A 16,189-nucleotide genomic window follows, 5' to 3' on the forward strand; every position below is an offset into this window, starting at 1 on the left:
GCCGATTGTAGGGCACGCGCGGGCCGCGTTCGCGCCGCGTCGTGCGCAGCGTATATGATGGGCGATACATTTTGCATTGCGACCCTGCATTCATGCCGCATTCCGCCCCGTCCGCGTCCACCGCCGCCGCGCCCTTCCGCCAGGAAGCGGGCGTGTGCCACGTCGGGGGCGACTGGAGCGTGCTGGCGCTGGCCGAGCCGGGCGAGGTCGAGCGTCGCCGCGCGGCCATGGCCAAGGCCGCCGCCGCCGGCGTGCGCTGGGACCTGCAGGGCATCAGCCGCCTCGACACCATCGGCGCACTGCTGATCTGGCAGGCCTGGGATGAAAAGCTGCCCGAGCGCGTGCGCTGGTCGGCCGGCCAGCAGGATGTGTTCACCGCCCTGGCGACGAACAAGGGCGGCAAGCAGGCGCCGCCGCGTCCCGAGCCCTCGTGGGGCTGGCTGCGCGCCGTGGGCGATGCCGTGCTGCAGGCGGTCGAGAACGGCCGCGCGCTGCTGATCATGCTGGGGCAGCTCGTCCTGGACCTGTTCGGCATGCTGCGGCGGCCGTCGCGGGGCCCGTGGCGCGAGATTTCGGCCCAGGTCTACCGCACGGGGGCGCAGGCGCTGGGCATCACCGCGCTGGTGGGCTTCCTGATCGGCGTGGTGCTGTCGTACCTGTCCGCCCAGCAGTTGCAGATGATCGGCGCCGACCGCTTCATCGTCCGGCTGCTGGGCGTGTCGATCGTGCGCGAGCTGGGGCCGGTGCTGGCCGCCATCCTGGTGGCGGGCCGCTCCGGGTCGGCCATCACCGCGCAGATCGGCGTCATGCGGGTCACGCAGGAACTGGACGCGATGCTGGTGATGGGCATTTCGCATGGCCAGCGGCTGATCCTGCCGCGGGTGGTGGCGCTGGCCGTGACCATGCCGCTGCTGGTGCTGTGGACCGACGCCATGGCGATCCTGGGCGGGATGCTGGCGGCGCAGGTGCAGCTGGGGGTGTCGGCGCAGTGGTTCCTGCAATCGCTGCCGGATGCCATTTCCCTGACCAATTACTGGATCGGCATCCTGAAGGGCGTGACCTTCGGCATCCTGATCGCGCTGATCGCCTGCCATTTCGGCCTGCGCATCCAGCCCAATACGGAAAGCCTGGGGCGCGGCACCACGACCTCCGTGGTCACCTCGATCACCGGGGTGATCCTGCTGGACGCGCTGTACGCGGTCATTTTCAGTTCGGTGGGCATCTGATGGCCGGCGCCGAGCAACAACGCCTGTTCACCGAAGAGCACGTCACGGTCGCCCCGGTCATCACGGTGCGCGGGCTGCGGACCGCCTTCGGCGACCACGTGGTGCACGACAATCTGGACCTGACCGTCTTTCCGGGCGAGATCCTGGTGCTGGTGGGCGGGTCGGGCACCGGCAAGACGGTGCTGCTGCGGCAGATCATCGGGCTGGACCGGCCGGCGGCCGGCACCATCCGGGTGCTGGGCAACACGTTGTCGGAACTGACGCCGAGCGAACGCCGGCGCCTGTCGTACCGCTGGGGCATGCTGTTCCAGGCGGGCGCGCTGTTCTCGGCGCTGTCGGTGTACGACAACGTCGCGCTGCCGCTGCGCGAGTTGCGCACGGTGCCGGAGGACCTGGTGCACGACGTGGTGATGTGCCGCCTGGCGATGGTCGGCCTGTCGGCGCAGGATGCCGGCAAGCGGCCGTCCGACCTGTCCGGCGGCATGATCAAGCGCGTGGCGCTGGCGCGTGCGCTGTCGCTGGACCCGGAACTGGTGTTCCTGGACGAACCCACGGCGGGCCTGGATCCGCTGCGTTCGGACGAATTCGTGGACCTGGTGCGCAGTCTGCACCGGCAGTTGGGCTTTACCGTCGTCATGGTGACGCACGATCTGGACACGCTGCTCGCGCTGGCCACCCGTGTCGCCGTGCTGGCGGACAAGCGGGTGATCGTATGCGACACGGTGCCGGAAGTGCTGAAGGTCGACCACCCGTTCATACACACATTCTTCCTGGGCGAGCGCGGCTTGCGCGCGCTCGGGGACATGGCGCCGAAGGGAACGCATCATGGAAAACCGTAGTCACGCGCTCATGGCCGGCATCTTCACGCTGGTCCTGCTGGCCGCCGCTGCGCTGGTGGCCGTCTGGATCGGCCGCGACCGGACCAAACTGCAAACCTATGAAATCATCTCGGCCACGGCCGTCAGCGGGCTCAATCCGCAGTCGACCGTGCGCTATCAAGGGGTGCCGGTGGGCAAGGTGCAGGCGCTCGCGCTCAACCCCGACAAGCCGGGCCAGGTGCGCATCCGCATCGGCGTGGCGCCGAACACGCCCATCACCGAATCGACCTGGGCCGAACTGGGCGTGCAGGGCGTGACCGGCATGGCCAACGTCGAGCTGCGCGACGACGGCAGCTCGTTCAAGCGCCTGGCATCGACCGAGGCCAACCCCGCGGCGATTCCGCTGCGCCCGGGTTTCCTGGACCGCATCGAGCAGCGCGGCGGACGGCTGATTTCCAACGTCGAAGACGCCACCGAGCAGTTGCGCCGCCTGTTGAGCGAACAGAACGTGCAGGCGCTGACCGCCAGCCTGCAGAACGCCACCGACATCACCCAGTCGCTGAAAGAGGCCAGCCGCGACCTGGGGCCGACCCTGGCCAAGCTGGGGCCGCTGGTCGACGCGCTGGGCAACACCTCGCGCCAGGCCGACCGCGCGGCGCGTGAGGTGGCGGACCTGGCGCAACAGGCGCGGCAGTCGCTGGCGCGCCTGAACGCGCCCGACGGCGCGCTGGCCATGGCCACGCGCAGCCTCAGCGATATCGCCTATGCCGCCTCGCGCCTGGACAACGAGACGCTGCCGGCCATCACCGGCATGGCGTCCAGCGTCACCGAGGCCGCGCGCGGCGCCACCTCTACCCTGCGCCGCGTGGACAACACGCCGCAATCGTTATTGTTCGGACCGGCGCCAGCGGCGCCCGGGCCGGGCGAGGCCGGCTTCGCCGGTTTTGGGAGACAGCCGAAATGAAGATGCGTAGCGCGATCCTGATCCTGACCCTGGCGCTGGCCGGTTGTGGCGTAGGCCGTGTCGGCGCGCCGCCGGCCGTATTCGATCTGGGCCTGGACGCCCGGCCGGCGCCGCAGCTGCCCGCGCGCGAGCCCGTCGCGATGGTGTTCTCGGCGGTGCCGGCGTTGTCCGGCACCGGCGTGATCTGGCGCGTGGGCGACAGCGCCGCGCCGCAGGCCTATGCCACCTATCGCTGGGCCTCGTCGCCGTCGGACCTGGTGCGCCAGCGCCTGATCGAGCGCCTGTCGCGCCAGGGGCCGGTGCTGGCCGAGCGCGCCAACGGCCAGACGCCGCAGGTGCAGGTCTACCTGTCGCAGTTCGAACAGATCTTCACGCCCGATGGATCGGCCAGCGAGGGCCGCGTGCTGCTGCAGGCGGTGCTGTTGAACGGCCGCGCCGTGGTCGGCCAGTTGCGCATCGCGACGCAGGCGCCCGCGCCCACGCAGGATGCCGCGGGCGGCGTGGCCGCCTTGCGCCAGGCCACCGATGACGCCGCCGACCAGCTGGCGCAATGGCTGGCCGCGCAACCGAAGGCCGCGGCTCGACCCGCCGGTTAACATCTTCCTTTTCCACGCAGCACGAGTTTCCCTATGCCCGCAAGCACCCAAACCCACGCCTTCACCGGCGCCGCCGGCCGCATCGACTGCGCGGTGGACTGGCCTGACGGCACGCCGCGGGGCTGGGCCCTGGTGCTGCATCCGCATCCGCTGCAGGGCGGCGCGCGCGAGAACAAGGTGGTGACCACGCTGTCGCGCGCCTGCGTCCAGCACGGCCTGGTGGCGGTGCGGCCCAATTTCCGCGGCGTCGGCCTGTCCGAAGGCGCGTTCGACAAGTCCGTCGGCGAAACCCAGGACATGCTGGCCGTCGTGGCGCAGATGCGCGAGCTGCACCCGGAACTGGCGCAGGCGCCCTGGGTGCTGGCCGGTTTTTCGTTCGGCACGGCCGTGGCTGCGCAGACCTACGCGGGGCTGGCCGATCAGGGCGATGCGGTGCTGCCGAGCGCGCTGATGCTGATGGGGCCCGCCGTCAACCGCTTCCAGTCGCACGAAGTGCAGGTGCCCGGCGATACGCTGCTGGTGCATGGCGAAGAGGACGAGGTGGTGCCGCTGTCGGAAGCCATGGACTGGGCCCGCCCGCGTTCGATCCCTGTGGTGGTGATCCCCGGCGCGTCGCACTTTTTCCACGGCAAGCTGCTGGTGTTGCGCCAGCTGGTGCAGGCGCACCTGAAGGTCAAGCTTGACTGAACGGCGCGCCGCGCCATGTGGCGCGTTGCATCAAGTTGCATGTTTTAAATGCCCAAGGAACCCATCCCGGGCCGGACGGGTCTCATCGACTGCCTATAATTGTCAGCCACTTGCCCCGCGCCAGCGGGCGTCTTTCCTGGACCCACGTTGCCGATGAAGAATTTGCCTCACTCCGCTCACTCCCCCGTTGTTTTTGCCCGTCGCGCCTTGGCTGGCGCGGTGTTGTCGGCGATGCTCGCGACGTCGTTGCCGGCCTGGGCCCAGCAGGCGCCCGCCGCCACCCCGGCGGCCGCGGGCGCCACGGCCCCGCGCCGACGGCAACGGGCGTGGTGCCGGTGGGTGATGTGTCGGCGGTGCCGGCGCCCACCATCGCGGCCAAGGCCTGGATCGTGATCGACGTGAACAGCGGCCAGACCCTGGCGGCGTCGAACCCCGACATGAAGGTCGAGCCGGCCTCGCTCACCAAGATCATGACGGCCTACGTCGTGTTCAACGCGCTCGAAGAGAAGCGCCTGACGCTGGAACAGACCGTGCCGGTGTCCGAGCACGCCTGGCGCACCGGCGGTTCGCGCATGTTCATCGAGCCGCGCAAGCCGGTCACTGTCGATGAGCTGAACCAGGGCATGATCGTGCAGTCGGGCAACGACGCCTCGGTCGCGCTGGCCGAAGCGGTCGGCGGCAGCGAAACCGCGTTCGCCTCGCTCATGAACCAGGAAGCCGAGCGCCTGGGCATGCGCAACACCCACTTCATGAATGCCACGGGCCTGCCCGATCCGCAGCACATGACGTCCACGCGCGACCTGGCCACGCTGTCGGCGCACCTGATCACCGATCACCCGCAGTTCTTCCACTACTACAAGCAGAAGAGCTACACCTACAACAAGATCACCCAGCCCAACCGCAACCGCCTGCTGTGGGCCGATCCCTCGGTCGACGGCATGAAGACCGGCCACACCGATTCGGCCGGCTACTGCCTGGTGTCGACCGCGGTGCGCGGCGACCGCCGCATCCTGGTGGTGGTGGTGGGCACCGACAGCGAAGCCACGCGCGCCGAGGAAAGCCTGAAGCTGCTGAACTGGAGCTTCCAGAACTTCGACACGGTCAAGCTGTTCGACAAGAGCCAGCCCGGCATCGACGCCCGCGTCTGGGAAGGCACCGCCGAGAACGTCAAGCTCGGCCCGCCCAACCCGGTCTCGATCGCGGTGCCGCGCGGCAAGGCCGGCGACCTCAAGCCCGTGGCGCAGCGCACCGATCCCCTGATCGCGCCGCTGACCAAGGGCCAGCAGGTCGGCACCCTGCAGTTCACGCTGGATGGCAAGGTGCTGCGCACCGAGCCGCTGGTGGTGCAGGATGCCGTCGAGCGCGCGGGCTTCTTCGGCCGCATGGTCGACACCGTCAAGCGCTGGTTCCAGTAAGCCGACGCGCCACGGGCGCGGTTGGGTGTAAGCTTTACCAAGAAGGGGCGGGCCGGGTGGCCCGTCCCTATCCATTTGATTCTCAGGAGCGGCTCATGATTCCGGGCGTGCCGGGCGAAAGCCAGGTGTTTCTCAATGGCGAGTTTGTGCGTATCGACGAGGCCAAGGTCTCCGTGCTCGATCGCGGCTTCATTTTCGGCGACGGCATCTACGAAGTGGTGCCCGTCTACCGCGGCAATGCCTTCCGCATGGCCGAACACCTGGACCGCCTGGACCGCAGCCTGGCGGCCCTGCGCATCGCCCAGCCGTTCGACCGCGCCGGCTGGATCGACCTGATCGAGCAGCTGCTGGCGCGCTCGAACCTGGAAACCTGCATCGTCTACCTGCAGGTCACGCGCGGCGTGGCCAAGCGCGACCACCAGTTCCCGGCCGAGCCGGTCAAGCCGACGGTGTTCGGCATGATCTCGGCGTGGGCGCCGCCGTCGGCCGCGTCCCGCGCCCAGGGCCTGTCCGCCATCACCATCCCCGACGAGCGCTGGCTGCACTGCGAGATCAAGTCGGTGTCGTTGCTGGGCAACGTGCTGGCCAAGCAGCAGGCGGTCGACGCCCACGTCGACGAAGTGCTGCAGTTCCGCGACGGCTTCCTCACCGAGGGTTCGTCCACCAACATCTGGGTGGTCTCCGGTGGCAAGCTGCTGGCCCCGCCCAAGAACAACCTGATCCTGGAAGGCATCCGCTACGGCCTGATGGGCGAGCTGGCGGCCGAAGCCGGCATCCCGTTCGAGGCGCGCCGCATCACCCAGGACGAGGTCGCCCGGGCCGATGAACTGATGCTGTCCTCGGCCACCAAGGAAGTGCTGGCGATCGTGTCGCTGGACGGCCGGCCGGTGGGTTCGGGCAAGCCTGGCCCCGTTTTTGAGCAATTGCGCGCGGGTTATGATGCCCGCATCGCCGCGCTCTAGAACGGCCACGTGGGGCGGCCCTGGCGGCCGCCCGCGCCGCCGGCGGGCCTTGCCTGCACGATGCCTGCCCCCATATAGATAGTTTGACGCTCCAGGCCATCCATCATGCATATTCCGCCCGAAGACTCCCTCATCGAGTACCCCAGCGACTTTCCCATCAAGGTCATGGGCAAGCATCATCCGGAGTTCGCGCAGACGCTGACCGAAGTCGTGCTGCGCTTCGACCCGGGCTTCGATGCCGCCACGGTCGAGATGCGGCCCAGCAAGGGCGGCAACTACATGGGCCTGACCTTCACGGTGCGCGCCACCTCGCGCGAGCAGCTCGACAGCCTGTACCAGGCGCTGCACGGCCACCCGATGGTGTCGATCGTCCTGTAAAGGCAAGTGGCTGTGATCAAGTGGCTGGCGCGGCCCGCGGACTACCTGTCCGTGTGGCGGGACATGCAGGCGTACACCGACCAGCGGTCCGCCGAGACGCCCGATGAAATCTGGCTGTGCGAGCATGCCCCGGTCTACACGCTGGGCCAGGCGGGCCTGCCCGAGCACGTGCTCAACCCCGGCGCCATCCCCATCGTCCATTGCGACCGCGGCGGCCAGGTCACGTACCACGGCCCTGGCCAGGTGATGGCCTACGCGCTGTTCGACCTGCGCCGCGTCGACATGTACGTGAAGGAATACGTGGCCCTGCTGGAAGCGGCGGTGATCGACACGCTCGATGAAATGGGCCTGCCCGGCGCCTGCCGCAAGCCGGGCGCGCCGGGCGTGTACGTGGCCCATCCCGAGGGCGGCGAACTGGCCAAGATCGCCGCGCTGGGCATCAAGATCCGCAACGGCCGCGCCTATCACGGCGTGTCGCTGAACGTGGCGATGGACCTGGCGCCGTTCCTGGGCATCAACCCTTGCGGGTACGCCGGCCTGCGCACGGTCGACATGGCGTCCTGTAGCGTGCGGCGCGAGCCCACCGAGGTGGGCGACGCGCTGGCCCGCAATCTGGCCCGCTTGTGGCGCCAGGCAAGGACTCCCGCATGAAGACAAGCTATACCCCGGCCGAGGTGGCCGCGACCTCCCCCGAGCAACTGGCCAGCCTGCGCGCCGGACCGGCGCCGCAATATGCCGCCTGGATCCGCACGGCGGCCGACATGGGCCTGGTCGAGGCGCAGACCATCTTCGGCCAGATGCTGCTCGATGGCGTTGGCGTGCCGCAGGATCAGACCGAAGGGCTGGCCTGGTTCAAGCGCGCCGCCAATGCCGACCATCTCATGGCCATCAACATGATCGGCCGCTGCTACGAAAACGGCTGGGGCATCGCGCCGGACGATACCGTGGCGGCGTACTGGTTCCGGCTGGCCGCGGATCGCGGGCTGGACTGGGGCATGTACAACTACGCCCACATGCTCAAGAGCGGCCGCGGCGGCGTGGTGCAGAACCGCGCGGCGGCGCTGGCGCTGTACCAGCAGGCGGCGCAGGCCGGACACGTCAAATCCATCGGCGTGGTCGGCCGTTTCTACGAAACCGGCGACGTGGTCGAGCAGGACCTGGAGCGCGCGTTCGACTGCTACCGGCGCTGCGCCGAGGGCGGCGACTTCCGCGGCATGTTTCACCTGGGCCGCATGCTGTTGCTGCGCGGCCGCAAGGAAGAGGCGGTGCAGTGGCTGGTGCGCGTGCCCGAGACCTCCACGCCGGCCTTCCTGCGTGAAGCCGACGCGATGTTGCGCGACGGCGGATTTCCGCCGTTGTACGAGACGGGCGCCTGAGCGGCGTCCCGGGTCGCACCCACCGCCTGACCCCGCCAAGTCCTGGCCCGGCCCGCGTGGCCGTCAGGTGCTCAGGCGCGCCTCGAACACCACATCCAGCGTCAGCCGCGTGCCGGCTGGCTGTTCTCCATCGAGCCGGTCCAGCAGCAACTGGCCCGCGCGCCGGCCCAGTTCGGCCGCGTCCATGCCCAGCGTCGTCAGCCCCTGCGCCCATTGCGCGGCGCTGCCGTCCTCGGTGAAGCCCAGCACGGCCAGGTCCTGCGGCACGTGCAGGTCGCGCTGGTGGGCTTCCGACACGCTGGCGGCGGCCAGCAGGTCCGAGGTGCAGAACACCGCGTCGAAGATCGTGTTGGTCGCCAGCAGGCGCAGGAACGCCAGCCGGCCATCGTTCAATTGCTGCGCTTCCGGCTGCACGATGTCGGCCGCCAGGGTCAGCCCGAGCGCGGCCGCGCTGCTGATGAAGCCTTCGCGGCGACTGCGTTCCCACGGGGTGTCGGCACTGACGCAGGCCACCCGGGCATGGCCTTTCTCGGCGAAGTGGCGGGCCGCCTGGCGGCCGGCCTCGGCGTTGTCTGGCGTGATCAGGCTGTCCAGCGGCGCGGCGGGCGGGCTCCAGGTTTCCACCACGGGGATCTCCAGCGCCACCACGGCCGCGCGCAATTGCGGATCGTCGAGCGGGCCGATCACCAGCGCCGCGGCCGGCGCCAGCGGGCCCAGCAGCGGCAGCAGGGATGGATCGCGCCAGGGGGCCGCGGCCAGGTAATAGCCGGCGGGCGCCAGCCGTTCGGCGCAGGCCTGCACGGCGCGGGCGGCGGGCGCATGGTCCAGCCGGGGGGCGATCAGGGCGATGGGGCGGGGGAAAGGCAGGGTCGACATGGGGGCAAGGCGGCACGGATTCGTCAGGCGTGACGATAACCCGGCGCGGCCCGGCGCCGGGCCATTCGGAGCGGATTTGGGCGCAGGGGGTAAAATGCCTTCTTTTGTCTCAGACCGCAACGCCGCGCGCGCCGGTCGTGAAGGTGTTCCATGTCCACGCTTGCCGAGTCGTCTGTACCCTCGAACGAAGCCGCCGCCGCGCCCGCGGAAACGGCGTACGATCCGACGCAGAAACAGAAATCCCAGGCCAAGACGGCGCGCATCCCGATCAAGATCATTCCCGCCGAGCGCCTGAAGAAGCCGGAATGGATCCGCGTCAAGGCGGCCCAGCCGGGCTCGCGCTTCTACGACATCAAGCGCATCCTGCGCGAGCACAACCTGCACACGGTGTGCGAGGAAGCCTCCTGCCCGAACATCGGCGAGTGCTTCGGCAAGGGCACGGCCACGTTCATGATCATGGGCGACAAGTGCACCCGCCGCTGCCCGTTCTGTGATGTGGGCCATGGCCGCCCCGACCCGCTCGATACCAAGGAACCGGAAAACCTCGCGCGCACCATCGCCGCGATGAAGCTGTCGTACGTAGTGATCACCTCGGTCGACCGCGACGACCTGCGCGACGGCGGCGCCGGCCACTTCGTCGACTGCATCACCCACATCCGCGAACTGTCGCCCAGCACCCGCATCGAGGTGCTGGTGCCCGACTTCCGCGGCCGCCTGGACCGCGCGCTGACCATCCTGAACGCCGGTCCTCCGGACGTGATGAACCACAATCTGGAAACCGTGCCGCGCCTGTACAAGCAGGCCCGTCCGGGTTCGGACTACATGCACTCGCTCAAGCTGCTGGCCGAGTTCAAGAAGCTGCATCCCGACGTGCCGACCAAGTCGGGCCTGATGCTCGGCCTGGGCGAGACCGACGAGGAAATCCTGCAGGTGATGCGCGACATGCGCGAGCACAACGTCGACATGCTCACCATCGGCCAGTACCTGCAGCCGTCGGAACACCACCTGCCGGTGCTGCGCTACGTGCATCCCGACACCTTCGCCATGTTCGAGCGCGAGGCCTATGCGATGGGCTTCTCGCACGCCGCGGTCGGCGCGATGGTGCGTTCGTCGTACCACGCCGACGAGCAGGCCCATGCGGCGGGCGTGAACTGATCAGCCCGACTGGGCATCGTTGAGCCAGACGCCGCTGCGGTCCTTCGCGGATAGCAGCGGCGCATGGTTGCCTGGCCAGTTGATCGCTAAATCAGGGTCATCCCAGCGGATGCAGCGTTCGAGCCGGGGCGCGTAATAGTCGGTGGTCTTGTACAGAACCTCTGCATATTCCGACAGCGTCAAAAAGCCATGGGCATACCCTTCGGGTATCCACATCTGGCGCATGTTCTGCGCGTTGAGCACCGCGCCGACCCATTGTCCGAACGTGGGGGACGAACGCCGCACATCCACCGCTACGTCGAATATCTCTCCCACGCAGACGCGCACAAGCTTGCCCTGCGGCTGGTCGACCTGATAGTGCAAGCCGCGCAGCACGCCTTGGGCCGAGCGCGAGTGATTGTCTTGCACGAAGTGGCGCTGCAGGCCGGTCGTGGCCGCGAACGTGTCCTGGTTGAAGCTCTCAAAGAAAAAGCCGCGTTCGTCCGTGAAGACGCGAGGCTCCAGAATCAGTACGTCGGGCAGCGCTTGCGGTATGACTTTCATCAGAACACCTTGTCCGCCAGGATACGCATCAGATATTGGCCGTAACCGCTTCTGGAGAGGGGGGCCGCCAGTCGTTCCAACGCCTCGGCGGTGATCCATTGTTGCCGAAAGGCGATCTCTTCAGGACACGCTACCTTCAGGCCTTGACGGTGTTCGAGCGTGGCGATGAATTGGCCGGCCTCCAGCAGTGACTCATGGGTGCCCGTATCGAGCCAGGCAAAACCACGGCCCATGATCTCCACTGATAGCCTGCCTTGTTCCAGGTAACGCTGGTTGATGTCGGTGATCTCCAGTTCACCGCGTGCCGAGGGGCGAATGTCGCGGGCGATGTCGATCACATCGTTATCGTAGAAGTACAGGCCGGTCACCGCGTAATTGGAGCGGGGGCGGACGGGTTTTTCTTCAATGGACAGGACGTTGCCGCCCGAGCTGAATTCGGCGACGCCATAGCGCTGCGGATCTTGCACATGGTAGGCGAAGACCGTGGCGCCGGCTGTGCGTTTATTTGCGCGTTGCAGCAGCCGGGGCAGTTCATGGCCGTAGAAAATGTTGTCGCCCAACACCAGTGCGGATGCGCTGTGGCCAATGAAGGGCGCCCCGATCAGAAAGGCCTGCGCCAGCCCGTCTGGTGAGGGCTGGACGGCATATTCCAGGTTGAGGCCCCATTGTGAGCCATCCCCTAGCAACTGCAGAAAACGCGGGGTGTCCTGGGGCGTGGAGATGATCAGGATGTCGCGTATCCCCGCCAACATCAGTGTCGTCAGCGGGTAGTAGATCATTGGCTTGTCAAAGACAGGCAGCAACTGCTTGCTGATCGCCAGTGTGGCGGGATGCAGCCGGGCGCCGGAGCCGCCGGCCAGGACTATGCCTTTGCGCATTATGGCTCGTGGCGCATGCGATAAGCGCCGCTGGTGACGTTCGCCACCCACTGCGTTTCGTGCAGGTACCACTGCATGGTTTTCTGAATACCCGATTCGAAGGTTTCGGCGGGCATCCAGCCCAGGTCACGCCGCAGGCGCGACGCGTCGACAGCGTAGCGGCGGTCATGGCCAGCGCGGTCCGGGACATGCACTATCTGCGTTGCATAGGATTGGCCGTCCGCGCGCGGCCGGAGTTCGTCCAGGCGCCGGCACAGACTATGAACCAGTTCCAGGTTGGTTTTTTCGTTCCAGCCGCCCACGTTATAGGTCGCGCCTGGCGTACCGGCTTCGAGCATGCGACGAATCGCATCGCAATGGTCGGATACGTAGAGCCAATCACGCCGTTGGAGACCGTCACCGTATAGGGGGAGCGGCTTGCCGGCAAAGGCATGATGAATGACCAGCGGAATCAGTTTTTCCGGGAACTGCCGCGGGCCGTAATTATTGGAGCAGTTGGACGTCAGCACCGGCAGGCCATAGGTCTGGTGGTAGGCGCGCACGAAGTGGTCGCTGGCGGCCTTGCTGGCGGAATAGGGACTGTTGGGTGCGTAACAGGTCTGTTCGGTGAACGGCGAGCCATTTTCGTCCAGCGAACCGTAGACTTCGTCGGTCGATACATGCAGAAAGCGGAAGTGGGCCTGGCGGGAGCGGTCCAGATCGCTCCAGTAACTGCGCACCGCCTCCAGCAAATGGAAGGTGCCAAGCACATTTGCCTGGATGAAAGAACCCGGATCGGCGATGGATCGGTCGACATGGGTCTCGGCGGCAAAATTGATCAAGGCGCGCGGACGGTGGGTCCGCAGCAGTGCCAGCATGGCCGCCTGGTCGGCAATATCACCTTGGACAAACGTATGCCGAGGGTCGCCCGACAAGGGCGCGAGGTTCTCCAGATTGCCGGCGTAGGTCAACTTGTCCAGCGTGACGACCGGCTCGTCGCCACGAGCCAGCCAGTCCAGCACGAAGTTGGACCCGATAAAGCCGGCGCCGCCGGTGACAATAATGCTCATTTGTGTCAAACCTCCAGGACCCGATGGCGCCTGGCGTATCCCGGTCGCGATTTAGCGGCGCGCCTGGGCTCCCGCCCAGAACGTGTCTTTCTGCCCTGCATGTTGATTTATACAACGCGCCAGCACGAACATCAGATCCGACAAGCGGTTCAGGTATTGCCGGACCGGGGGGTTCACGCTATGGGCATTCGCCAGTGCCACCACGGCGCGTTCCGCCCGCCGGCAGACCGTGCGCGCCACATGCGCCTGCGCGGCGCCACGTGTGCCACCGGGCAAAATGAACTCGCGCAAGGGTGGCAGCGAACCGTTGTAATGTGCCAGGCGTGCATCGAGGTTCGCGATGTGCGCGTCCGTCAGGGCGGTATGTCCAGGAATGCAAAGCTCGGCGCCCATGTCGAACAGATCGTGCTGGATGGTCAGCAGGTCAGCGGCGATAGTGTCGGGCAGTGCCTCCGTCAGCAGTAGGCCGATGACGCTATTCAGCTCGTCCACGTCGCCCAGTGCCGCGATGCGGGGCGCGTCTTTCGGGATCCGTGATCCGTCACCCAGGCCAGTCGTGCCATCATCTCCTGTGCGAGTGGTTATGACAGATAAGCGGTTGGCCATGGGAAATCCTGGTTGCAATGAGGGGCAGTCGCAATCAATCGTCAGGATTGTTGCGTTCTACCGCAGGAACTGTTTCGTAACGGCGGTATCCTAGCATTGTGGGAAGCAGGGCGGGCGTGGATCGAAGCCCCCGGCTTTCGCTGTCAATGGAGGATGCTGTATGGCTTTTGACCGCAAATATGCAATGCCCGTGGCTATCGCGACCGCGATGGCCGTTGTTTCACTGGCGACGCCAATGGCGTTCGCGCAACAGGCCGACGCCAGCGGCGAAGTGCGGCGCGTGGACCCGGGCGCGGGCAAGGTCACCATCAAGCACGACGCCATCAAGGCCCTCGACCTGCCGGCCATGACGCTGGTGTACGACGCCGATCCGGCGCTGCTGGCCAAGATCAAGGCCGGCGACAAGGTGCGTTTCACCGCCGAGCGCAAGGATGGCAAGTATGTGGTGACCGCGATCACCAATTGAACGTGTGCCGCGGGCGCCGATGCGGCGCCCGCATGGCGACAGGCAACGCCGCCGCTGGTCCGGCGCGCACGCCCCTTGCCAGACAAAAGGCCCGCCGCAATCGCTTGCGGCGGGCCTTCGTGTTTGTGCCGCCGGCCGCGGCCGGGGCGCGGGCCTTACAGCACGTAGCGGGCCAGGTCCTGGCTGCTGGCGGCTTCGGCCAGTTGCGCGTTGACGTAGGCGGCGTCGATCTTCACCGTCTTGTTGTTGGAGGCGGTGGCGTCGAACGACAGTTCGTCCAGCAGCTTTTCCATCACGGTGTAGAGGCGGCGGGCGCCGATGTTCTCGGTGGTCTCGTTGACGTCGTAGGCCAGCTCGGCCAGGCGGCGCACGCCTTCGTCGGTGAATTCCAGCTGCACGTCTTCGGTGGCCAGCAGCGCCGTGTATTGCTTGGTCAGCGACGCGTCGGTATCGCTCAGGATGCGAACGAAGTCTTCGGCGGTCAGCGATTCCAGTTCGACGCGGATCGGGAAGCGGCCTTGCAGTTCGGGGATCAGGTCGGACGGACGCGCCAGGTGGAAGGCGCCCGAGGCGATGAACAGGATGTGGTCGGTGCGGACCATGCCGTAGCGCGTGTTGACGGTGGTGCCCTCGACCAGCGGCAGCAGGTCGCGCTGCACGCCCTGGCGCGAGACGTCGGCGCCGCCGCTTTCCTGGCGCGCCGCGATCTTGTCGATCTCGTCCAGGAACACGATGCCGTTCTGCTCGACGTTGTTGATGGCGGTGGTGCGCAGGTCTTCCTCGTTGACGCGCTTGGCGGCTTCCTCGTCGACGATCAGCTTGAAGGCTTCGCGCACCTTCATCTTCTTGGACTTCTTCTTGTCGCGCGCCATCCCGGCGAACATGCCGCGCAGCTGCTCGGCCATTTCTTCCATGCCGGGGGGCGTCATGACGTCCATCTGCGGCGCGGCCTGGGCCACTTCGATCTCGATCTCGAGATCGTCGATCTTGCCCTCGCGCAGGCGCTTGCGGAAGGTCTGGCGGGCGCTGTTGTCCTCGCCGCGCTCGGGCTCGCCCGAGGCGCCGCGGGGCGGCGGCACCAGGGCGTCCAGGATGCGGTCTTCGGCGGCGTCCTCGGCCTGGGTGCGCACGCGGCGCATTTCCAGTTCGCGGGTCTGCTTGATGGAGTATTCGGTCAGGTCGCGGATGATGGTGTCGACGTCGCGGCCGACGTAGCCTACCTCGGTGAACTTGGTGGCCTCGATCTTGATGAACGGCGCGTTGGCCAGCTTGGCCAGGCGGCGCGCGATCTCGGTCTTGCCCACGCCGGTGGGGCCGATCATGAGGATGTTCTTGGGGTGGATCTCGTGGCGCAGCGGCTCGGCCACCTGCTGGCGGCGCCAGCGGTTGCGCAGGGCCACCGCCACCGCGCGCTTGGCGCGGTTCTGGCCGACGATGAACTTGTCGAGTTCGGAGACGATCTCTCCGGGCGTCATGTTGGATGCGGACATGAGGGCGAATCCTTGAAGCGGGGCTGGGCAGGGGGACGGGCCGCGGCGCCGGGCGGGCGCCGCGGGGTGGGCGTCAGTCGCCCAGCGTCTCGATGACGTGGTTCTGGTTGGTGTAGATGCAGAGGTCGCCGGCGATCTCGAGCGATTGCTTGACGATGGTCTCGGGCGCCAGGTCGGTGTTGCGCAGCAGCGCCAGCGCGGCGGCCTGGGCATAGGCCCCGCCCGAGCCGATGGCGGCCAGGCCGTGTTCGGGCTCGAGCACGTCGCCGTTGCCGGTCAGCACCAGCGTGTGCTCGGCGTCGGCCACGATCAGCATGGCTTCGAGCCGGCGCAGGACGCGGTCGGTGCGCCAGTCGCGGGTGAGCTCGACCGCCGCGCGCATCAGGTTGCCCTGGTGCTTTTCGAGCTTGGCTTCGAAGCGTTCCTGCAGCGTGAACGCGTCGGCGGTGGCGCCGGCGAAACCGGCCAGGATCTTGTCGTGGTACAGGCGGCGGATCTTACGCGCCGTGCCCTTGATGACGATGTTGCCCAGGGTGACCTGGCCATCGCCGCCCAGTGCGACGCGGTTGCCGCGGCGCACGCACACGATGGTGGTGGCGTGAAATTGTTCCATGCGTTCCTTCCTTTGAAAGGACTAGCTGGGGGCGATGCGAGCGAAATCAAGGCTTGCGGCGCCCCATGGGGGGCGTTTTCATTTTGGGACG

General features: G+C 67.3%; 18 protein-coding genes and 1 pseudogene. 12 read left to right on the forward strand and 7 right to left on the reverse strand.

Annotation, left to right across the window (positions count from 1 at the left end):
• The first annotated feature begins 92 nt into the window (after positions 1 to 92).
• The 10 genes and pseudogenes from I6I07_RS08390 (at position 93) to I6I07_RS08435 (ending at position 8,422) form a co-directional block, all read left to right on the forward strand.
• Positions 93 to 1,226 carry an MlaE family ABC transporter permease gene (locus I6I07_RS08390; protein WP_198486297.1) on the forward strand — a complete coding sequence of 378 codons (1,134 nt, stop codon included), beginning with the start codon at positions 93 to 95 and terminating at the stop codon, positions 1,224 to 1,226.
• Positions 1,226 to 2,065, forward strand: coding sequence for an ABC transporter ATP-binding protein (locus tag I6I07_RS08395; protein WP_006391932.1), 840 nt, complete (start codon positions 1,226 to 1,228; stop codon positions 2,063 to 2,065). The genes I6I07_RS08390 and I6I07_RS08395 overlap by 1 nt, the downstream gene beginning before the upstream one ends.
• A complete protein-coding gene (locus tag I6I07_RS08400) occupies positions 2,052 to 3,008 on the forward strand; it encodes an MlaD family protein (protein WP_198486298.1) in 957 nt (318 codons plus the stop codon). The genes I6I07_RS08395 and I6I07_RS08400 overlap by 14 nt, the downstream gene beginning before the upstream one ends.
• Positions 3,005 to 3,604: an ABC-type transport auxiliary lipoprotein family protein gene (locus tag I6I07_RS08405; RefSeq protein WP_198486299.1), complete on the forward strand. Its 600-nt coding sequence runs from the start codon at positions 3,005 to 3,007 to the stop codon at positions 3,602 to 3,604. Before I6I07_RS08400 ends, I6I07_RS08405 begins: the two co-directional genes overlap by 4 nt.
• Positions 3,605 to 3,637: 33 nt before the next feature.
• Positions 3,638 to 4,291, forward strand: a complete 654-nt coding sequence (locus I6I07_RS08410) for an alpha/beta hydrolase (RefSeq protein WP_116520458.1) — start codon at positions 3,638 to 3,640, stop codon at positions 4,289 to 4,291.
• A gap of 153 nt (positions 4,292 to 4,444) precedes the next feature.
• Positions 4,445 to 5,706 (forward strand): annotated as a pseudogene (locus tag I6I07_RS08415) (D-alanyl-D-alanine carboxypeptidase family protein).
• A 95-nt stretch (positions 5,707 to 5,801) separates the two neighbouring features.
• Positions 5,802 to 6,668, forward strand: coding sequence for a D-amino acid aminotransferase (locus I6I07_RS08420; RefSeq protein ID WP_198486300.1), 867 nt, complete (start codon positions 5,802 to 5,804; stop codon positions 6,666 to 6,668).
• 105 nt (positions 6,669 to 6,773) lie between these two features.
• Positions 6,774 to 7,046 carry a YbeD family protein gene (locus I6I07_RS08425; protein ID WP_006391925.1) on the forward strand — a complete coding sequence of 91 codons (273 nt, stop codon included), beginning with the start codon at positions 6,774 to 6,776 and terminating at the stop codon, positions 7,044 to 7,046.
• A 12-nt stretch (positions 7,047 to 7,058) separates the two neighbouring features.
• Complete coding sequence (gene lipB, locus I6I07_RS08430; RefSeq protein ID WP_198487455.1) at positions 7,059 to 7,697, forward strand: lipoyl(octanoyl) transferase LipB; 639 nt, start codon at positions 7,059 to 7,061, stop codon at positions 7,695 to 7,697.
• The gene (locus tag I6I07_RS08435; RefSeq protein ID WP_198486301.1) at positions 7,694 to 8,422 is read left to right on the forward strand and encodes a tetratricopeptide repeat protein; all 729 of its coding nucleotides are present in this window, start codon (positions 7,694 to 7,696) and stop codon (positions 8,420 to 8,422) included. The genes lipB and I6I07_RS08435 overlap by 4 nt, the downstream gene beginning before the upstream one ends.
• A gap of 63 nt (positions 8,423 to 8,485) precedes the next feature.
• Here the strand turns inward: I6I07_RS08435 and I6I07_RS08440 are convergent, their stop codons facing one another.
• Positions 8,486 to 9,298: a substrate-binding domain-containing protein gene (locus I6I07_RS08440; protein WP_198486302.1), complete on the reverse strand. Its 813-nt coding sequence runs from the start codon at positions 9,296 to 9,298 to the stop codon at positions 8,486 to 8,488.
• Positions 9,299 to 9,448: 150 nt separating this feature from the next.
• On the opposite strand from I6I07_RS08440, the gene lipA reads away from it, so the two are divergent.
• Positions 9,449 to 10,453 (forward strand): lipoyl synthase, encoded by a 1,005-nt coding sequence (gene lipA / locus I6I07_RS08445; protein WP_049052016.1) that lies wholly within the window; start codon positions 9,449 to 9,451, stop codon positions 10,451 to 10,453.
• Here the strand turns inward: lipA and rfbC are convergent, their stop codons facing one another.
• From rfbC to I6I07_RS08465, 4 genes are read right to left on the reverse strand one after another with little or no spacing between them, the layout of a single operon-like run.
• A complete protein-coding gene (gene rfbC, locus I6I07_RS08450) occupies positions 10,454 to 10,996 on the reverse strand; it encodes a dTDP-4-dehydrorhamnose 3,5-epimerase (protein WP_198486303.1) in 543 nt (180 codons plus the stop codon).
• Complete coding sequence (gene rfbA, locus I6I07_RS08455; RefSeq protein ID WP_198486304.1) at positions 10,996 to 11,874, reverse strand: glucose-1-phosphate thymidylyltransferase RfbA; 879 nt, start codon at positions 11,872 to 11,874, stop codon at positions 10,996 to 10,998. The genes rfbC and rfbA overlap by 1 nt, the downstream gene beginning before the upstream one ends.
• A complete protein-coding gene (gene rfbB / locus I6I07_RS08460) occupies positions 11,874 to 12,923 on the reverse strand; it encodes a dTDP-glucose 4,6-dehydratase (protein ID WP_198486305.1) in 1,050 nt (349 codons plus the stop codon). Before rfbB ends, rfbA begins: the two co-directional genes overlap by 1 nt.
• A 51-nt stretch (positions 12,924 to 12,974) precedes the next feature.
• Entirely contained in the window at positions 12,975 to 13,529 is a 555-nt protein-coding gene (locus I6I07_RS08465) for a cob(I)yrinic acid a,c-diamide adenosyltransferase (RefSeq protein WP_198486306.1), read from the reverse strand.
• A gap of 160 nt (positions 13,530 to 13,689) precedes the next feature.
• On the opposite strand from I6I07_RS08465, the gene I6I07_RS08470 reads away from it, so the two are divergent.
• The gene (locus tag I6I07_RS08470; protein WP_198486307.1) at positions 13,690 to 13,995 is read left to right on the forward strand and encodes a copper-binding protein; all 306 of its coding nucleotides are present in this window, start codon (positions 13,690 to 13,692) and stop codon (positions 13,993 to 13,995) included.
• Positions 13,996 to 14,150: 155 nt separating this feature from the next.
• On the opposite strand, the gene hslU is transcribed toward I6I07_RS08470, so the two are convergent.
• Together hslU and hslV are read right to left on the reverse strand one after the other, a co-directional pair.
• Positions 14,151 to 15,485, reverse strand: a complete 1,335-nt coding sequence (gene hslU / locus I6I07_RS08475; protein ID WP_198486308.1) for an ATP-dependent protease ATPase subunit HslU — start codon at positions 15,483 to 15,485, stop codon at positions 14,151 to 14,153.
• 73 nt (positions 15,486 to 15,558) lie between these two features.
• Positions 15,559 to 16,098, reverse strand: coding sequence for an ATP-dependent protease subunit HslV (hslV, locus tag I6I07_RS08480; RefSeq protein WP_198486309.1), 540 nt, complete (start codon positions 16,096 to 16,098; stop codon positions 15,559 to 15,561).
• Positions 16,099 to 16,189 lie beyond the last annotated feature (91 nt).

This window comes from Achromobacter deleyi (genome assembly GCF_016127315.1).
Taxonomy (GTDB): domain Bacteria; phylum Pseudomonadota; class Gammaproteobacteria; order Burkholderiales; family Burkholderiaceae_B; genus Achromobacter; species Achromobacter insuavis_A.

Excerpts from the sequence above, each read along its gene's own strand:
- I6I07_RS08390 (WP_198486297.1), top strand. The coding sequence starts at position 93 with ATGCCGCATTCCGCCCCGTCCGCGTCCACCGCCGCCGCGCCCTTCCGC.
- I6I07_RS08395 (WP_006391932.1), top strand. The coding sequence starts at position 1,226 with ATGGCCGGCGCCGAGCAACAACGCCTGTTCACCGAAGAGCACGTCACG.
- I6I07_RS08400 (WP_198486298.1), top strand. The coding sequence starts at position 2,052 with ATGGAAAACCGTAGTCACGCGCTCATGGCCGGCATCTTCACGCTGGTC.
- I6I07_RS08405 (WP_198486299.1), top strand. The coding sequence starts at position 3,005 with ATGAAGATGCGTAGCGCGATCCTGATCCTGACCCTGGCGCTGGCCGGT.
- I6I07_RS08410 (WP_116520458.1), top strand. The coding sequence starts at position 3,638 with ATGCCCGCAAGCACCCAAACCCACGCCTTCACCGGCGCCGCCGGCCGC.
- I6I07_RS08420 (WP_198486300.1), top strand. The coding sequence starts at position 5,802 with ATGATTCCGGGCGTGCCGGGCGAAAGCCAGGTGTTTCTCAATGGCGAG.
- I6I07_RS08425 (WP_006391925.1), top strand. The coding sequence starts at position 6,774 with ATGCATATTCCGCCCGAAGACTCCCTCATCGAGTACCCCAGCGACTTT.
- I6I07_RS08435 (WP_198486301.1), top strand. The coding sequence starts at position 7,694 with ATGAAGACAAGCTATACCCCGGCCGAGGTGGCCGCGACCTCCCCCGAG.
- I6I07_RS08440 (WP_198486302.1), bottom strand. The coding sequence starts at position 9,298 with ATGTCGACCCTGCCTTTCCCCCGCCCCATCGCCCTGATCGCCCCCCGG.
- lipA (WP_049052016.1), top strand. The coding sequence starts at position 9,449 with ATGTCCACGCTTGCCGAGTCGTCTGTACCCTCGAACGAAGCCGCCGCC.
- rfbC (WP_198486303.1), bottom strand. The coding sequence starts at position 10,996 with ATGAAAGTCATACCGCAAGCGCTGCCCGACGTACTGATTCTGGAGCCT.
- rfbA (WP_198486304.1), bottom strand. The coding sequence starts at position 11,874 with ATGCGCAAAGGCATAGTCCTGGCCGGCGGCTCCGGCGCCCGGCTGCAT.
- rfbB (WP_198486305.1), bottom strand. The coding sequence starts at position 12,923 with ATGAGCATTATTGTCACCGGCGGCGCCGGCTTTATCGGGTCCAACTTC.
- I6I07_RS08465 (WP_198486306.1), bottom strand. The coding sequence starts at position 13,529 with ATGGCCAACCGCTTATCTGTCATAACCACTCGCACAGGAGATGATGGC.
- I6I07_RS08470 (WP_198486307.1), top strand. The coding sequence starts at position 13,690 with ATGGCTTTTGACCGCAAATATGCAATGCCCGTGGCTATCGCGACCGCG.
- hslU (WP_198486308.1), bottom strand. The coding sequence starts at position 15,485 with ATGTCCGCATCCAACATGACGCCCGGAGAGATCGTCTCCGAACTCGAC.
- hslV (WP_198486309.1), bottom strand. The coding sequence starts at position 16,098 with ATGGAACAATTTCACGCCACCACCATCGTGTGCGTGCGCCGCGGCAAC.